Genomic DNA, 17,287 nt, shown 5'->3' with positions numbered 1-17,287 from the left:
AATAACCCCCGCGAAACGAACTGTCGAGGGTGCGAGCGTCGCCCCCGGCAACCCGATTGAGCCATGGGCTGCTTCGCGAACCAGTGCTGACGGTGGTCAGCAGCGGAGGAATTCACATGGCAACGCTCATCGGTACAGTCACTAAAGTCATTGGTCAGGTATTCGCCCAGGCCGCCGACGGCAGCAAACGCGCACTGGTTGAAGGGGATCGCCTGTATGCCGGCGATCAACTGATCACCGGGGCCGAAGGCGCCGTTGCCGTCCATCTGCAAAACGGCCAGGAACTCACTCTCGGTCGCGACAGCAGCCTGACCATGACCGGGCAATTGCTCGCTGATCAGGCCGCACATGTGAACGCGCCAGAGGCTCAGACCCCGAGCGAAGCGCAACTGACCGATGTCGAGCAAATCCAGAAAGCCATCGCTGCCGGTGACGACCCCACCAAAACCGCTGAAGCCACTGCCGCCGGCCCCAATGCACCGGGCGGCGCGCCGGGTGAGCTGGGCGGCGGCCACAGTTTTGTTCTGCTGACAGAAGTCGGCGGCCGGGTCGACCCGATCATCGGGTTCCCCACTGCCGGGTTCGGCGGTATTCCTGAGTTTCCTGACTATCGGTTTGACGCCGTGGTGGACAACGGCGATGACACCGTCACGCCGGTTACTCCGCCACCGCCGCTGGTGGTCAACAATCCGGTGATCATCGACGGCCTTGCCGTGCCGGGCGGCGAGTTGAACCTCAATGAGGCCAACCTGCCTGACGGTTCGGCGGCCAACCCGTTTGCACTGACGCAGAGCGGCAGTTTTACGGTCTCGGCTCCGGATGGCTTGAGCAGTCTGAGCATCGGCGGCATCAACGTCATCGTCGCGGGTGTGCCGATCGGTTTCCCGCAATCGATCACCACGCAACTGGGCAACACCCTGACCATTACCGGCTACAACCCGGCGACTGGCGCGGTCAGCTACAGCTACACCCTCAACGGCAACGAAACCCACGCCGCCGGCGATGGCGCCAATAACCTCAGCGAACAATTCACCGTGATTGCCGGCGACAACAATGGCGACACGGCCACCGGCACGCTTGACGTCAACATCACCGACGACGTGCCTCGGGCGATCGACGACAACAATGGCACGGCTTCCGAAACGTTACTGACACTGACCGGCAACGTCCTGACCAACGACGTGCAAGGCGCCGACCGCGTGCCCACCGGCCCCAATGCCGGGCCGATCACGCCGGGCACCTTTACCGGCACATACGGCAGCCTCGTGCTCAACGCCAACGGCACGTACACCTACACGCTGAATACCAATGACGCCGACTTCAAGAACCTGCACGGCGGCGGTAACGGCACCGAGACCTTCACCTACACCCTCACCGATGCCGACGGCGACAAAAGCACGGCTAACCTGGTTTTGCAGATTCACAACAACGACGACCCGGTGATCATCAACGGCTTGAACGTTGAGGGCGGTGAGCTGACCGTCTACGAAAAAAACCTCAGTGACGGCAGTGCGCCGGACTCCACCGCATTGACCCAAAGCGGCACGTTCACCATCACCGCACTGGACGGCGTCACCACGCTGACCGTCGGTGGCATTGCCGTGGTCACCAACGGTGTGGCCGCAGGCTTTCCGCAATCGATCACCACACCGCTGGGCAGCACACTGACGATCACCGGTTTCAACGCTACAACCGGTGTGGTCAGCTACAGCTACACCCTGGTCGATAACGAAGCACATCCAACCGCTAACGGCGCGAACAACCTGCCTGAGCAATTCGCCGTCACGGTTGTCGATGACAACGGCACTACCGCCAACGCCACCCTCGATGTGAACATCGTCGATGACCTGCCCAAAGCCGTCGATGACAGCAACACAACCACCGCTTCGGAAACTCAACTGACCCTGACCGGTAACGTGCTGACCAACGACGTACAAGGTGCGGATCGCGTACCGACAGGTCCCGTGACGGCCGGCACATTCACCGGGACCTACGGCACCTTGGTGCTCAACGCCAATGGCACCTACACCTACACGTTGAATACCAATGACGCAGATTTCAAAAACCTACCCGGCGGCGGCAACGGCACGGAAACCTTCGCCTACACCATCACCGATTCCGACGGCGATACCAGCACCGCCAACCTGGTTCTGCAGATCCACAACAATGACGATCCGGTGATCATCAACGGCCTCGACGTCAACGGCGGCGAACTCACCGTCTACGAGAAAAACCTCAGCGACGGCAGCGCTCCTGATTCCACTGCATTGACCCAAAGCGGCACGTTCACCATCACTGCGCTGGACGGAGTCACCACGCTGACCGTCGGTGGCATTGCCGTGGTCACTAACGGTGTGGCCGCAGGCTTTCCGCAATCGATCACCACGCCGCTTGGCAGCACGCTGACCATCACCGGGTTCAATGCCACCACTGGCGTGGTCAGCTACAGCTACACCCTGGTCGATAACGAAGCGCACCCCACCGCCAATGGCGCGAACAACCTGCCTGAGCAATTCGCCGTCACCGTGGTCGATGACAACGGCACCACCGCCAACGCCACCCTCGATGTGAACATCGTCGATGACCTGCCCAAAGCCGTCGATGACAGCAACACCGGCACTGCGTCGGAAAGCCAACTCACATTGACCGGCAACGTGCTGACCAATGACGTGCAAGGCGCCGACCGTGTAGCCAGCGGTCCAGTGACGGCCGGCACATTTACCGGGACCTACGGCACCTTGGTGCTCAACGCCAATGGCACCTACACCTACACGTTGAATACCAATGACGCCGATTTCAAAAACCTGCACGGTGGTGGCAACGGCACGGAAACCTTCGCCTACACGATTACCGATTCCGACGGCGATACCAGCACCGCCAACCTCGTCTTGCAGATCCACAACAACGACGATCCGGTAATCATCAACGGCCTCGACGTCAATGGCGGCGAACTCACCGTCTACGAGAAAAACCTCAGCGACGGCACCAGCCCTGACACCCCGGCGCTGACCCAGAGCGGCACGTTCACCGTCACGGCGCTCGATGGCTTGCAAACCCTGACCGTGGGTGGCATTAACGTGGTCACCGGTGGTGTGGCCGCAGGCTTCCCGCAATCAATCGTCACGCCGCTCGGCAGCACGTTGACCATCACCGGCTACAACCCCAATACCGGTGTGGTCAGTTACAGCTATACTCTGGTCGATAACGAAACCCATCCGAACGGTAACGGCGCCAACAGCATCACCGAGAATTTTAACGTGGTCGCCACCGATACCGATGGCAGCACCGCCAGCGGCCAGATCAACGTCAACATCGTCGATGACTTGCCGAGCGCACACCCTGATGCGGCGTCGGTGGCGGAGGGCGGCACCGTCAGCGGCAACGTGCTGGACAACGACATTGGCGGCGCGGATGGCCCGGCCGTCACCGGTGCAGTGGTTGGCGTGCGGGCCGGCTCCGACACCTCGACCTCGGCCATTGGCGGCCTCAACAGCAACATCAACGGCACTTACGGTTACCTGACGCTCGACGCCAACGGCAACGCCGTCTACCACAGCAATCCGAATACCGTGAATGGCCCGGGCGCAGTGGATGTGTTCACCTACACCGTGCGCGATTCCGATGGCGACGAAAGCACCACCACCATCACCATCGATGTCTCCAACAGCAAACTGTATGCGACCAGCGACACCGACGTCACCGTTTACGAAAAAGCCCTCGACCTGACCAAGGACGGCGCCGACCTGGCGCCGGGCACGGTCATCGGCAGCGACCCGACCAGCACTGGCGAAACCGCGTCCGGCACGCTGGTCGGTTCGGTCACCGGTGCGGTCGGCGCGATCAGCTATGCGCTGGTCGGCAGTGCCACCGGCAACTACGGGCAGATCGTCCTCAACCCCAACGGCACTTACACCTACACCCTGACGTCGCCAGCGAGCACCACGCCGCATGCCGACGACGGTGCCAACACCCTGACTGAAACCTTCACTTATCAAGCCACCGATTCGCTGGGCAACATTGTCACCAGCACCATCGTCGTCAGCATCGTCGATGACGTGCCTAAAGCCGTGAACGACAGCAACGCCACCAGCGCTTCGGAAACCCAGTTGACCCTGACCGGCAACGTGCTGACCAATGACGTGCAAGGCGCGGATGTGGTGGCGACCGGGCCGAATGCCGGGCCGATCACCGCCGGTACGTTCACCGGGACCTACGGCACGCTGGTGCTCAACGCCAACGGGACTTACACCTACACGCTCAGCCCCAACGATGCCGATTTCAAAAATCTGCACGGCGGCGGTAACGGCACCGAGACGTTCACCTACACCCTGACCGATGCCGATGGCGATACCAGCACCGCCAACTTGGTGCTGAACATCCACAACAATGACGATCCGGTGGTGCTCAACGGCCTCGACGTCAACGGCGGCGAACTCACGGTCTACGAGAAAAATCTCAGCGACGGCACCAGCCCCGACACGCCGGCGCTGACCCAGAGCGGCACGTTCACCGTGACCGCGCTGGATGGCCTGCAAACCCTCACCGTCGGCGGTATTGCCGTGGTGACTGGCGGTGTGGCGGCAGGCTTCCCGCAGTCGATCGTTTCGCCCTTGGGCAGCACGTTCACCATCACCGGCTACAACGCGACGACCGGCGTGGTCAGTTACAGCTACACCTTGGTCGATAACGAAACGCACCCGAACGGCAACGGCGCCAACAGCCTCACCGAGAACTTCAACGTGGTGGCGACCGACACCGATGGCAGCACCGCCACGGGTCAGATCAACGTCAACATCATCGATGACCTGCCAACCGCCAAACCCGACACCGGTTCGGTGGCAGAGGGCGGGACGGTCAACATCAGCGTGCTCGGCAACGACATCAGCGGTGCCGATGGCGCGGCCACGGTGGTCGGCGTGCGCGCCGGCAGCAACACCGGGACCTCTGCGGTGGGCGGCCTCAACAGCAACATCAACGGTAACTTCGGTTACCTGACCCTCGATGCCTTGGGCAACGCCGTCTACCACAGCAACCCCAACTCGGTGAGCCCTCCGGGCGCCACCGATACGTTCACCTACACCATCCGCGACAGTGACGGCGATGAAAGCACCACGACCATCACCATCAATGTCGCCGACAGCAAACTGGTGGCCTCGGTCGATCAGGACGTGACGGTGTATGAAAAAGCCCTCGACCTGACCAAGGACGGCGCCGATCTGGCGCCCGGTACGGTCACCGGCAGCGACCCGACCAACACTGGCGAAACCACAACGGGCACACTGGTTGGCGCGGTCACCGGCGGCAGTGGCGCGATCACCTACACCCTGGTCGGCAGCGCCACCGGCACCTATGGGCAGATCCAGCTCAACGCCGATGGCACCTATACCTACACGCTGACCTCGGCGCCGAAAACCACGCCGAACGCCAACGACGGAGCGAACACCCTGAGCGAAAGCTTTACCTACAAAGCCACCGATGCACTGGGCAACAGCACCACCAGCACCCTCGTGGTCAACATCGTTGACGACGTGCCGAAAGCCGTGGCTTCGGACCGTTCAGTGGCAGCGGTGGAGATCGATTCCAACCTGCTCATCGTCCTCGACATCTCCGGCAGTATGGCCGACGCCTCCGGCGTGCCGGGCCTGTCGCGGCTGGCGCTGGCCAAGCAGGCGATCAGCGCCTTGCTCGACAAGTACGACGACCTCGGCGATGTGAAAGTGCAACTGGTCACCTTCAGCAGCAACGCCACTGACCGAACCACGGTGTGGGTCGATGTGGCGACAGCGAAGACGATTCTCGCCGGTTTGACGGCGGGCGGCGGCACCAACTACGACGCCGCCGTGGCGGTGATGCAAACCGCGTTCAACACCTCGGGCAAACTCACCGGGGCGCAGAACGTCGGTTACTTCTTCTCCGACGGCAAACCCAACGAGGGCGACATCAATGCCGCTGACGAAGCCGCGCTGAAAAACTTCCTCGATGCCAACAACATCAAGAACTACGCGATCGGCCTCGGCAGTGGCGTGAGCAACGCCAACCTCGACCCGCTGGCCTATGACGGCATCAGCCACACCAACACCAATGCGGTGGTGGTCACCGACCTCAATCAGCTCAACTCGGTGCTCTCGGGCACCGTGGTCGGCGCACCGGTCACCGGCTCGTTATTGGGCGAGGGCGGGACGTTCGGCGCCGACGGCGGCTTCATCAAATCCATCGTGATCGACGGCACTACCTACACCTACGATCCAAAAGCCCTCGGCGGCCAAGGCTCGCTGACGCCGAGCGGCAGTACCAATCACGGTACGTTCAACACCGTGAACAACACGCTGAGCATCGCCACCAACAATGGCGGCACACTGTTGATCAATCTCGACAGCGGCGATTACACCTACACCTCGCAGAAAACCACCGCCGTGGTCATCACCGAGAACATCGGGTTCACCGTCAGCGACAATGACGGCGACCTCGCCAGCTCGACGCTGACCGTAAAAGTGATTCCCAATGCGCCGCCAGTGGCCGTGGACGACCACGTCATCACCAACGTGCTGTCGGGCAACATCGTCGTGCCGGGCGAGCTGCTGTTGGCCAACGACACTGATCCCAATGGCGACACGCTCAATGCCACTCCGACCAGTTTCAACACTGGCTGGATCTCGAAAGCGGCGGACTTCACCGGCACCGGCGCGATCAACTTCACCGGCACTAACGTCAATACCGCCGCCAACCAGAACCTCGCCAACGTGCGCAACTCGTTCAGTGCCAACGCCGCGACGATGACCGCCGTGCTGGTGGTCAGCGGTTACCTCGGCGCTGTGACCAACAGCAACGCCAACGATGAAGACCGCATCACCGTGAACCTGCGCCAGGGCGAAACTCTCAACCTTGACCACAACCTGGCGGCCGGTCACGTCACCATGGAGTACTCGATCAACGGCGGCGCCTACACAACCCTGGCGGACGGGCAAACCCTTACCGCATCGGCCGATGGCGTCTATCAGATCCACATCACCAACATCACCAACACCTCGGGCGGCAATGCCAACGCGGCGGAAAACTATCAGCTGACCATGACCCTCAACTACGCCGGGGCGCACGACATCACCCCGGACTTCCATGGCAGTTACACCGCCAACGACAACCATGGCGGCAGCGACACGACCAATGTGAGCATCAGCTATCAGGACGGGCACACCCTTACTGGCACTTCAGGTGACGATGTGTTGGTGGCCGGCACCGGCGACAACATCATCAACGCCGGCGACGGCAATGATGTGTTGACTGCAGGCTCAGGCAACAACGAGCTGCACGGCGGTGCCGGCAATGACTTGCTCTACAGCGGCCCGGGCAATGACCTGCTCGACGGCGGCAGCGGTATCGACACGGCCAGCTACGCCCACGCCACCGCCGGTGTGACGGTAAACCTCGGCCTGCTCGGTGCGCAAAACACCCTTGGCGCTGGCACGGATACCCTGACCGGCATCGAAAACCTCGTCGGCTCGAACTTCAACGACACCCTGACCGGCGACAACAATAACAACGTGATCAACGGCGGGCTGGGCAACGACATCCTCAACGGTGGCGGCGGTGACGACCTGTTGATCGGCGGCATGGGCAACAACACGATGACCGGTGGGCCTGGCGCTGACACCTTCCAGTGGCTCAAGGGCAACAGTGGCCATGACTTGATCACCGACTTCACCCCCGGCACCGACAAGCTCGATCTGTCGCAACTGCTGCAAGGCGAAAACGGCACCACCGCCTCACTGGATGACTACCTGCACTTCACCGTCACCGGCACCGGCGCCTCGGTCCTCACCAGCATCGACGTCAGCGCCATGGCCGGCGCCACGCCGAACCAGACGATCGACCTGGCCGGCGTCAACCTCGCCAGCCACTACGGCGTAACGCCGGGAGCGGGCGGGGTGATTGCTGGCGGGCATGACACGGCGACGATCATCAGCGGCATGCTGAATGATCATTCGTTGAAGGTGGATACGGTGTAAGCGCCGTCTGAAACGAAAAAACCCGCCGTCCCGTACAACCGGGACGGCGGGTTTCTTCTGCCTCACGTGATCGTTCCCACGCTCTGCGTGGGAATGCAGCCCGGGACGCTCCGCGTCCCTTCCAAAGCCGAACGCGGAGCGTCCGTTGAGGCATTCCCACGCAGGAGCGTGGGAACGATCATCGCGTGTCGCTACTGCGGCAACTCCAGATTATCCATCACCCGATTCACCGCCAGCTCCCCGAGCATGATCAGTTGCGCAATCCCCAATAGCGTCCTGCGCTGCGACGCGGGTATGAGGTGGGCGAAGTCATGAGCGATAGTTCTGGCTGAGGCGAGTGTTTCGCTGGCATCGGCCAGCAGTTCTTCGTTTTTGAAGTCTGCGGTCACGGCGTACATCCGGCGGGTTTTTCGCGGCGGTGGGGTTGAGCCGGGTGGGCAGAGATAGTGGTCGAGGGCGCGCTCGGCGGCGTCGTTGAGCTTTTTTGAATCGAGGGATTCGTAGGGTGAGGCGAGATCGGTTTCGGGCGGGTTGGGTGTTGGTTTGATCATGGTGAAGCTCCTATAAGAGTGGAGCCGCCCAGAACTGTCGCTAAACAGGAAGGTGGCGGCTGTACGCAGGTTAGCGAACCGGTTATAGGCACCCGGCAGACCCGAGGGTCTCCCGCATACAGCCACCATAGCGAAGTTGCAGACATTGAATCTGCCACAAAGCATGAAGCGCTGATGCACCTATTACAGATTTGGGTCGCTAAACCCGATCGCTGACTCTTCAGCGACCGCACCACAATAGAACCCGACCCCAAGGCGCACAAGCCGGCGGATTCTGGCGTAGCTGTAGGCAAAGGCGCAAGAATTTGTAGCCTGGAAGGCGTGTCTGAAGGTGTCTTTTAAACAATGTTGTTTAAAGGCAAAGAGGCTCAGGATTTGCGCAGAGTCTTCTGCCGCAAAATATAAACCGTCACCAACACCGCACTGGTCAACATAAACCCCCGCGCCCACGGCAGTGGCACCAGATAGCACGAGAACAGAATGCTCGCCCACATCAGCCCGATCGCATAGACCTTGCCCTTGAGCGGAATGCCGTTGCCATCGAGGTAGTCACGAATCCATGGCCCGAGCCTTGGATGCTCGACCAGCCATTGATAGAAACGCGGGGAGCTGCGCGCGAAGCAGGCCGCTGCGAGCAGAAGGAAAGGGGTGGTGGGCAGGACGGGCAGGAAGATGCCGATCACCCCCAATGCCACGCTGAGCCAGCCGATGGCCAGCAGGATGTAGCGCAACATCAGGGAGCGGTTGCCTATGGGGTTGTCCATAGGCCGGACCTTAGTGGTGACGTGGCTTGAGGATCGCCGGTTTTTCGTCGGGCGCCTGGCACAGCAGGTACAGGGCGGTCAGGGCTTCCGGGATCTGCACGATCATGTCGTCCATCAGGTTGGCGTCCTTGGCGATGTCTTCGAACTCTGGCTGTTCGTCGAACAGGCCCGAACCGACCATGATCGGCAGGAGCATTTCGCTGACTTCATCTTCAGCGGTTTCGAACCAGGCTTCTTCGCGCAGGAACACGCCTTCCATGAAACCGATGCACCAGCCGCGCAGTTCGGAATCATCCGGCTCTTCACCCAGATCCAGATCGCATGGCAGCTCGAACTCTTCATCGGAGGCCAGTTGACGGGCGATGTGCGCCTTGAGGCCGATCAGCGTGGCTTCGATTTCTGCGCGCTGGGCGTCATCGGCGTAATGCGGCTCTTCGGCGAACAGGGCGTCGATCCACTCACGCTCCGGTACGTCTTCGGCACAGATCGACAGCGCGGTCAGGTAACCGTGCGCGGCCACGTAATCCAGCGCCTCGTCATGCAGCTCGTCGGCATCGAGGAAAACTTGCAGGCGGGTCAGTTGCTCAGCGAAGGACATTACGGGGCTACCTTGGGGGAATAAACAATGCGGGAATTCTAGGCCTTCTTGCGCTCTCAAGCCAGCCGCACGGCAGATTTGCCCGGCTGCGCCCTGCATATCCCCTGTAGGAGCTGCCGAAGGCTGCGATCTTTTGATTTTATTTTTTTAAAGATCAGCATCAAGATCCAGATCAGAAGATCGCAGCCTGCGGCAGCTCCCACCGGGCATGACTGGATTCGAAGGTATAAGCGGCGCCCTGTGCAGGGGAGGGCTCGGGTATACTGCCGCGTTTTGCGCTCCCTGCCCGCATTGCGGCCGTCATGCAATGCGTTCTTACGATTCTGCGGTGCAGCCTTGGCCGTCATGAACCAGCCTTGCAGGGATGTTTTTGTGATTTTTGGAGTTTTTATGCTCGAACAGGCTCAACGCGTCCTCAAGGACATCTTCGGCTACGACAGTTTCCGTGGCCGTCAGGGTGCAATCATTGAGCGCGTGGCCAGTGGCGGTGATGCGCTGGTGCTGATGCCTACCGGTGGCGGCAAGTCGCTGTGCTTCCAGGTGCCGGCGCTGCTGCGCGAAGGCCTGGCGGTGGTGGTGTCGCCGCTGATCGCGTTGATGGACGACCAGGTCGCCACCCTCGAAGAGCTGGGTGTGGCCGCCGCTGCGCTGAATTCGACATTGAGTGCCGAGCAGCAGCGCGACCTCGCCACGCGGATCAAACGCGGCGAAGTGAAGATGTTGTATCTGGCGCCCGAGCGCCTGGTTCAACCGCGCATGCTGTCGTTCCTGCAAGGCTTGAACATCGCGTTGTTCGCCATCGACGAAGCGCACTGCGTATCGCAGTGGGGCCACGACTTCCGTCCGGAGTACCTGCAACTGGGTCAGTTGGCCGAGCTGTTCCCGGACGTGCCGCGTATCGCCCTGACCGCCACCGCCGACAAGCGTACCCGCGAAGAAATCGTCACGCGCCTGCATCTGCAGAACGCCGAGCGCTTCCTGTCGAGCTTCGACCGCCCGAATATTTTTTACCGCATCGTGCCCAAGGAACAGCCGCGCAAGCAGTTGCTGGCGTTCCTCGCCGAGCGGCGCAGCGACGCGGGCATCGTTTATTGCCTGTCGCGCAAGAAAGTCGAAGAAGTCGCAACGTTTTTGAGTGAGCAGGGCTTCCCGGCGCTGCCGTATCACGCCGGTTTGCCGAACGATCTGCGCGCCTTCAACCAAAAGCGCTTCCTCAATGAGGAGGGCCTGATCATGGTTGCCACCGTGGCGTTCGGCATGGGCATCGACAAGCCCAACGTACGCTTTGTCGCGCACCTCGATCTGCCGAAATCCCTGGAAGCGTATTACCAGGAAACCGGTCGCGGCGGCCGTGACGGTCTGCCCGCGGATGCGTGGATGGCCTACGGTCTGCAAGACGTGGTGATGCTCAAGCAGATGCTGCAAAACTCCGAAGGCGACGAACGGCACAAGCGTCTGGAGCAGCACAAGCTCGACGCCATGCTCTCGCTCTGCGAAGAGACTCGCTGCCGTCGCCAGACCCTGCTGGCGTACTTCGACGAAGACATGCCGGAGCCATGCGGCCATTGCGACAACTGCGTCGATGGCGTGCAGACCTGGGACGCCACCGAGCCTGCACGTCAGGCGTTGTCGGCGATTTTCCGTACCGGCCAGCGCTATGGCGTCGGCCATCTGGTCGACGTGCTGCTGGGCAAGGACAACGAAAAAATCCGCAGTTTCGGCCATCAGCACCTGTCGGTGTGGGGCGTCGGCAAGGCGTTGAGCGAGAGCGAATGGCGCTCGTTGTTCCGCCAGTTGGTGGCGCGCGGGCTGGCCGATGTCGATCACGAGGGCTACGGCGGTCTGCGCCTGAACGACAGTTGCCGGCCGTTGCTCAAGGGCGAAGTGAGCCTGGAGCTGCGCCGCGATCTCAAGCCGCAGGTCGCCGCCAAGAGCAACAGCAAGAGCCCCGCCAGCCAACTGGTGCGCGGCGAAGAGCGCGAACAGTGGGAAGCGTTGCGTGCGTTGCGGCGCAAACTCGCCGAAGAACACGGTGTGCCGCCGTACGTCATCTTCCCCGACTCGACGCTGCTGGAAATGCTCCGCAGCCAGCCGACCTCGCTGGCGGAAATGGCCACGGTCAGCGGCGTCGGTGCACGCAAGCTGGAGCGCTACGGCGAGGCCTTCCTCGAAGTGCTTGGCGGCGCAGTCGAGGCGCCGAAAGCGGTCGCCGATGTGCGCCACGAGCTGATCACTCTGGCCCGTGCCGGCATGACGCCGTTACAGATCGCCGGTCAGTTGCAGTGCTCGGAAAAGAACGTCTACACGATGCTCGCCGAGGCGATTGGCAAGCAACAGTTGTCGCTGGAACAGGCGCTGGACTTGCCTGAAGAACTGATGGGCGAAGTGCAGGACGCGTTCCTCGATGGCGAAGGCGAGTTGCCGTCGGTCGCCGAAATCGCCGAGCTGTTCGCCGGTCGTGTGCCGGAAGGCGTGCTGTATTGCGTGCGGGCTGCGCTGCAATCGGAATTCGAAATGTGAGGTGGCGTTTGCGCCAAGCCCTGTACAGTTGTAACGATTCAGTACAGGGCGACTCTTGCCTATAACTGCAGCTCATGCTTAGCTGGCTAATAATTAGAAATTCTTTATTTTTCAGTCTAACCGTGAGTGTTTTATGCCGTTAACCGATCAACACCGCTTTGGCATGCAACTGGCCCAGATGTCCCGTGGCTGGCGCGCCGAACTGGACCGCCGGCTCGCCGGCCTCGGCCTGTCTCAGGCGCGCTGGCTGGTGCTGCTGCATCTGGCACGTTTCGAAGACGCACCGACCCAGCGCGAATTGGCGCAAAGCGTCGGCGTCGAAGGCCCGACCCTCGCACGTTTGCTCGACAGCCTGGAAAGCCAGGGCCTGGTGCAACGCCAGTCCGTAATGGAAGACCGCCGGGCGAAAAAAATCGTCCTTTGCGCCCCGGCCTTGCCGCTGATCGAACAAATCGAAACCATCGCCACGCAATTGCGCCACGAATTGTTCGAGGGCGTCGACGAGGCGGATTTGAAGGTGTGCATGCGTGTGCACGGGCACATCCTGGCCAACCTGGAAAAATCTTGAGGCACAAGCCTGTGCCGTTTTTTTGAGAGATCGCGCTGAGCCGACTATAAGAACTACTGGGCAATATCGTGTTCGTACCGGATGTGCGAACGCATAGAAGTCGGTTTTGCTTATTTAAGGGATGCTCATGCTCGCAAGTTGGCAGGTGGTACTGCGCGGTGGCGCCAAAGGGCTGCTGGTCGCTGGCATATTCAGCTTTTCGACCGCGTCGATGGCACTGGGGCTGGGTGACATTACTGTTCACTCAGCCCTCAATCAGCCGCTCAAGGCCGACATCGCGTTGGTCGATGTCGGCGCGCTGACGCAAAATGATCTTTCGGTGAGCCTGGCCACGGCCGATGAGTTCGGCCAGGCTGGGGTCGAACGGGTGTTCTTCCTCAACGACCTGAAGTTCGTGCCGATCCTGCATGGCAATCGCCAGATGATCCGCGTGACCTCCAGCAAACCGGTCAATGAACCTTTTCTGAATTTCCTCGTACAGCTCAGTCAGCCCAACGGCCGCTTGCTGCGCGAGTACACCGTGTTGATCGACCCGCCGGGTTCGCCGGGTATCGTGCCGGCCACCGACGAGCCGGACCCACGACCACAATCTTCCGGTTTCCCTACTGTAGAACCCGCTACCGCGCCGCCTCAGGCTGCGCAGGGCACGCGCGAAGCCACACCGGCGCCACCACCGCCGGCGGCAGCCGCCGATACCGCCCTCAGTGAGCAATTGGCGGCCAGTGTCTTGCAGAACCAGCAATTGCAGAAAACCATCGAAGAGTTGAACGCAAAATTGCAGGAACAGCAGTCGCTGATCGCCGATGGCAAAAAGCACATGGGTGAACTGCAAACTCAACTGATCGAGCTGCAGAAGGCGCCGCCGGCAGCGGCAGCCCCGTCAGCCCCGGCGCCGGTCACTGCACCGGTTGGGTCCGCTGACGATGCGCCGAACGGCTGGCTGCTGGGCGGATTGTTGCTGTTGCTGGGCGTGCTGATGGGCGGATGGTTCCTGCGCCGGCGTCGTCAGGCAACACCGGGTGAAATGCCACTGCCGTTTCTGCCTCCCGATAATCAACCCGAGAAGGTTGACGCTGACACCAGCCATGCCGTGACGGCGCACGCCGCAGAGGAGCATCGCGAAGAGCCGGCGGCGGGCGATGTGCTGGAAGCGGTAGGGATTTATCTGGCGTATGGACGACTGGGGGAGGCCGTCGGGCTACTGCGCGACGCTTTGCACAAGGAGCCGGAGCGTCTCGACCTTGGCGTGCAGTTGCTTGAAGTCCTCGGGCGTCAGGGTGATAGCGCGGCGTACGAACAACAGGAACATCACTTACGTCAGTTGGGTGTCGATGAGCAGCAATTGCAGACCATTCGTGACCGTCATCCGAAGTTGCTGAGTGTTGCGCCGTTGGCGGCCGCTGCGCCAGTGGTCGCCAGTGTCGCGCCCATCGTCAAAGCCGCTCCCGCCCCTGAGCCGGCAGCGCCCGAGGACGATTTCGAATTGAACCTGGGCGAGCTGTCGATGGATTCCAGCTGGGATCTGGACGACAGCCGATCAACAACGAGTCAGCCGGCTGCCGATGAGTCTGCTTTTGGCTCGAATCTGCAGATTCTGCCGCAGGATTTCGAATTGCCAGAACCCGAGGCCAGTGAAGAAGCGGAGCTGGAGTGGATCCCCGAGCCGGATGTACAGGCGCTGGATGATGAATTCCTCAACGAGTTCGGTGATTCACAGCCATCACTGGTACTCGAACCGCTGGATTTGCAGAAGCCTGATTCGCCGCAAGCCGCCCACTCCGGAAAGCTGGAAGAGGCACAGAATTGCATTGATGACGGTGACATCGACAGCGCGATTTCGCTGTTGAACGAACTGCTCAAGGACGGCGACGAGCCACTCAAGCAGACCGCCCGAACGCTGCTGGCGGGGATTCGCTAAGGCCTGATAGTTCTATGGGCTAGCGGACATGGTCATCGCGAGCAGGCTCACTCCTACATTGGAATGCGCTCCCCTGTAGGAGTGAGCCTGCTCGCGATAGCGGATTTTCAGGCGACGCGATCAGAAAGTCTGGCCGAGGTTGAGGTACACCGCCTGCTCGTTTGCATCATTCAGTCCGTAACTGAAATTCAGCGGCCCCAGTGGCGTATCGAAGCCGATGAACACGCTCGCCGCATTGATGTAGCCACTGTCGAACTCATTGTCGTTGTTCCACGCCCGACCCCGTTCCAGCGAAGCGCCGGCGTACAGCGGGAAGTCCAGCGGCAGGTACGAACGCGGCGTCAGCCGGCGGTAGTACACCGCGCGCATCAGGCTGACGTTCTGCCCGGACACCGCATCCTCGCGGAAGCCGGACAACTGCCGCGCACCGCCGAGCAGAAAACTCGACGTCACGACATTGGCATCGTCCAGCGTACGGCCGTAGCGGCCACCCAGAATCAACGTATCCGGCCCGTGACTCATGGCTTTGTCGAGTTTGAACTCCCATTGTCGATAGCGTGTGTCCGAGCCCAGGCCGGGCTCGAACTGCATGAATGTCAGGCTGACGTCCTTGCCTTCGTGGGGGAAGTAGACGTTGTCCAGCGAGTCGTACGAGTACTTCAAGCTGTAGAAACCCTCATTGAAACTCTCGCTCGGCAGATCCTGATCGCCAATGCGCACATCCGCCTTGCCCCAGGCCTCACCCACCCCGAAGCGCACTTCGCCGTTGTTGCCGATCTGCCGACCGAGGTTGAGACCGAAACCGTAACGTTCTACGCGATACTGCGCGATCGGGTCGTTATCGAGCACCGAATCGACGTTCTGCGCCTCGAACGAGGCATACGGTGCGACGAAGTAGCGCGAGCCGACGTCCAGCGGCTGATAGAACTCGGTGTACAGCTCCTGTTTGTCGCCGATCTGCGCCCGGGTCAGCCATTCCGCACCGAGGCGGTTGATGCCGTTGATGCGATAACTGGCGCCGAGGTTGAAGGCGCTGTCGCCACGCATGTCGTCTGACAGGTTGAGGCCGACGCGCAAGTAATCGGTGCCGCTGCGCTTGCCACGGGCGCTGATCACCAGCGTGTGTTCCTGGCCTTTGTGCACCACGCGGTATTGCACCTGCTCGAAGTAATCGAGGCCGTACAAGGTGCCCATGTCCGAGTGCAGTCGACCCAGGTCGAGGGGCTCGCCGATGTGCTGACGGATGTAGTAGCGGATCACATCGTCGTCGACTTTCGAGTCGTTTTCGACGCGGATCGCGGTGATGATCGGCGTTCGTTGGCCGGGCGAACGGGCGGCGTTGAGCTCGGCGTCCTGGGCTTCTTTGGGTTTGAGCACGGCGAGGCGCGCATCGAGAACTCGGGTGGCGCGGTAGCCGGCGTCGATCATTTCCTGAGCCTTGCCGAAATCGGTGGCATCGAATGCCGCCAGCGGCGGCTGGATCAGCACATCAGACGATTTCAGCGCCGCCAGTTGTTCTTCCGAGTTGCTGCGGGTCATCAGGGTAATCGACTGGTTCAACACGTCGACCACGGTGGTCAACTGCTTGCGGTTGCGCAGCGGTGTGCCGATATCGACGACGATGGCCACGTCGACGCCCATTTGCCGTGCCACATCGAGAGGGATGTTGTCGGTCATGCCACCGTCCACCAGCAGGCGGCCGTCGAGTTCAACCGGGGCGAACACGGCCGGGATCGACATGCTCGCGCGGATCACCTGAGGCAAGTGACCTTTGCGGAACACCACTTTTTCGCCATTGGAAATGTCGGTGGCGACGGCGCGGAACGGGATTGGCAGTTTGTCGAAATCGCGGGTGTCACTGGTGTGCGCCAGCAGGCTTTCCAGCAGCAGCGCAAGGTTCTGGCCCTGAATCACCCCCAGCGGCAGGCCAAGGCTGCCGTCGTCACGGAAGCTGAGTTTCTGTTTCACCAGAAAGTCGCGGTCATCCTGCTTGCGCCGAAACGGCACATCTTCGCGCGGCGGGGCATCGGAAAGCGCGGCTTGCCAGTCGATGTTCAGCGCGAGTTTTTCCAGCTCATCAATCTTGTAGCCCGAGGCATACAGGCCGCCGACCACCGCGCCCATGCTGGTGCCGGCGATCGCATCGATCTTGACGCCTTGTTCTTCCAGTGCTTTAAGCACGCCGATATGCGCCAGCCCGCGCGCCGCGCCGCCGGAGAGCACCAGGCCGACTTTCGGCCGTGGCGCGTCACTGGCGTGAACCAAGAGTGGAAGGAAACCAAGCAGCAGGCAGAACAGCAGACGGCGCATTGTGAGTCTCGGGGCAAGCGATAAAGCCGGCTATTATAGCGGCGCCCTCTGTCTC

General features: G+C 61.3%; 8 protein-coding genes. 4 read left to right on the top strand and 4 right to left on the bottom strand.

Going from position 1 to position 17,287, the window contains the following annotated elements:
- Positions 1 to 116: 116 nt before the first annotated feature.
- A complete protein-coding gene (locus ACZZ0B_RS18420) occupies positions 117 to 8,003 on the top strand; it encodes a retention module-containing protein (protein ID WP_463545935.1) in 7,887 nt (2,628 codons plus the stop codon).
- 191 nt (positions 8,004 to 8,194) lie between these two features.
- On the opposite strand, the gene ACZZ0B_RS18415 is transcribed toward ACZZ0B_RS18420, so the two are convergent.
- The 3 genes from ACZZ0B_RS18415 to ACZZ0B_RS18405 form a co-directional block, all read right to left on the bottom strand.
- Positions 8,195 to 8,554: a DUF6124 family protein gene (locus ACZZ0B_RS18415; protein ID WP_008083868.1), complete on the bottom strand. Its 360-nt coding sequence runs from the start codon at positions 8,552 to 8,554 to the stop codon at positions 8,195 to 8,197.
- Positions 8,555 to 8,922: 368 nt separating this feature from the next.
- Entirely contained in the window at positions 8,923 to 9,318 is a 396-nt protein-coding gene (locus ACZZ0B_RS18410) for a YbaN family protein (RefSeq protein ID WP_085666732.1), read from the bottom strand.
- A 10-nt stretch (positions 9,319 to 9,328) separates the two neighbouring features.
- Complete coding sequence (locus tag ACZZ0B_RS18405) at positions 9,329 to 9,916, bottom strand: UPF0149 family protein (RefSeq protein WP_008083862.1); 588 nt, start codon at positions 9,914 to 9,916, stop codon at positions 9,329 to 9,331.
- Between the two features lie 390 nt (positions 9,917 to 10,306).
- On the opposite strand from ACZZ0B_RS18405, the gene recQ reads away from it, so the two are divergent.
- The 3 genes from recQ (at position 10,307) to ACZZ0B_RS18390 (ending at position 14,922) form a co-directional block, all read left to right on the top strand.
- The gene (gene recQ / locus ACZZ0B_RS18400; RefSeq protein WP_129390739.1) at positions 10,307 to 12,436 is read left to right on the top strand and encodes a DNA helicase RecQ; all 2,130 of its coding nucleotides are present in this window, start codon (positions 10,307 to 10,309) and stop codon (positions 12,434 to 12,436) included.
- A 133-nt stretch (positions 12,437 to 12,569) separates the two neighbouring features.
- A complete protein-coding gene (locus ACZZ0B_RS18395; RefSeq protein WP_007962151.1) occupies positions 12,570 to 13,004 on the top strand; it encodes a MarR family transcriptional regulator in 435 nt (144 codons plus the stop codon).
- Positions 13,005 to 13,131: 127 nt separating this feature from the next.
- A complete protein-coding gene (locus ACZZ0B_RS18390) occupies positions 13,132 to 14,922 on the top strand; it encodes a FimV/HubP family polar landmark protein (RefSeq protein WP_463545934.1) in 1,791 nt (596 codons plus the stop codon).
- A gap of 120 nt (positions 14,923 to 15,042) precedes the next feature.
- On the opposite strand, the gene ACZZ0B_RS18385 is transcribed toward ACZZ0B_RS18390, so the two are convergent.
- On the bottom strand, positions 15,043 to 17,232 hold the full coding sequence (locus ACZZ0B_RS18385; protein ID WP_463545933.1) for a patatin-like phospholipase family protein: 2,190 nt from the start codon (positions 17,230 to 17,232) through the stop codon (positions 15,043 to 15,045).
- Positions 17,233 to 17,287: the final 55 nt, after the last annotated feature.

Source organism: Pseudomonas sp. AC247, from assembly GCF_979258015.1.
Note: the sequence above shows the minus strand (reverse complement) of the source record. Positions and strands in the feature narration are given on the sequence as shown.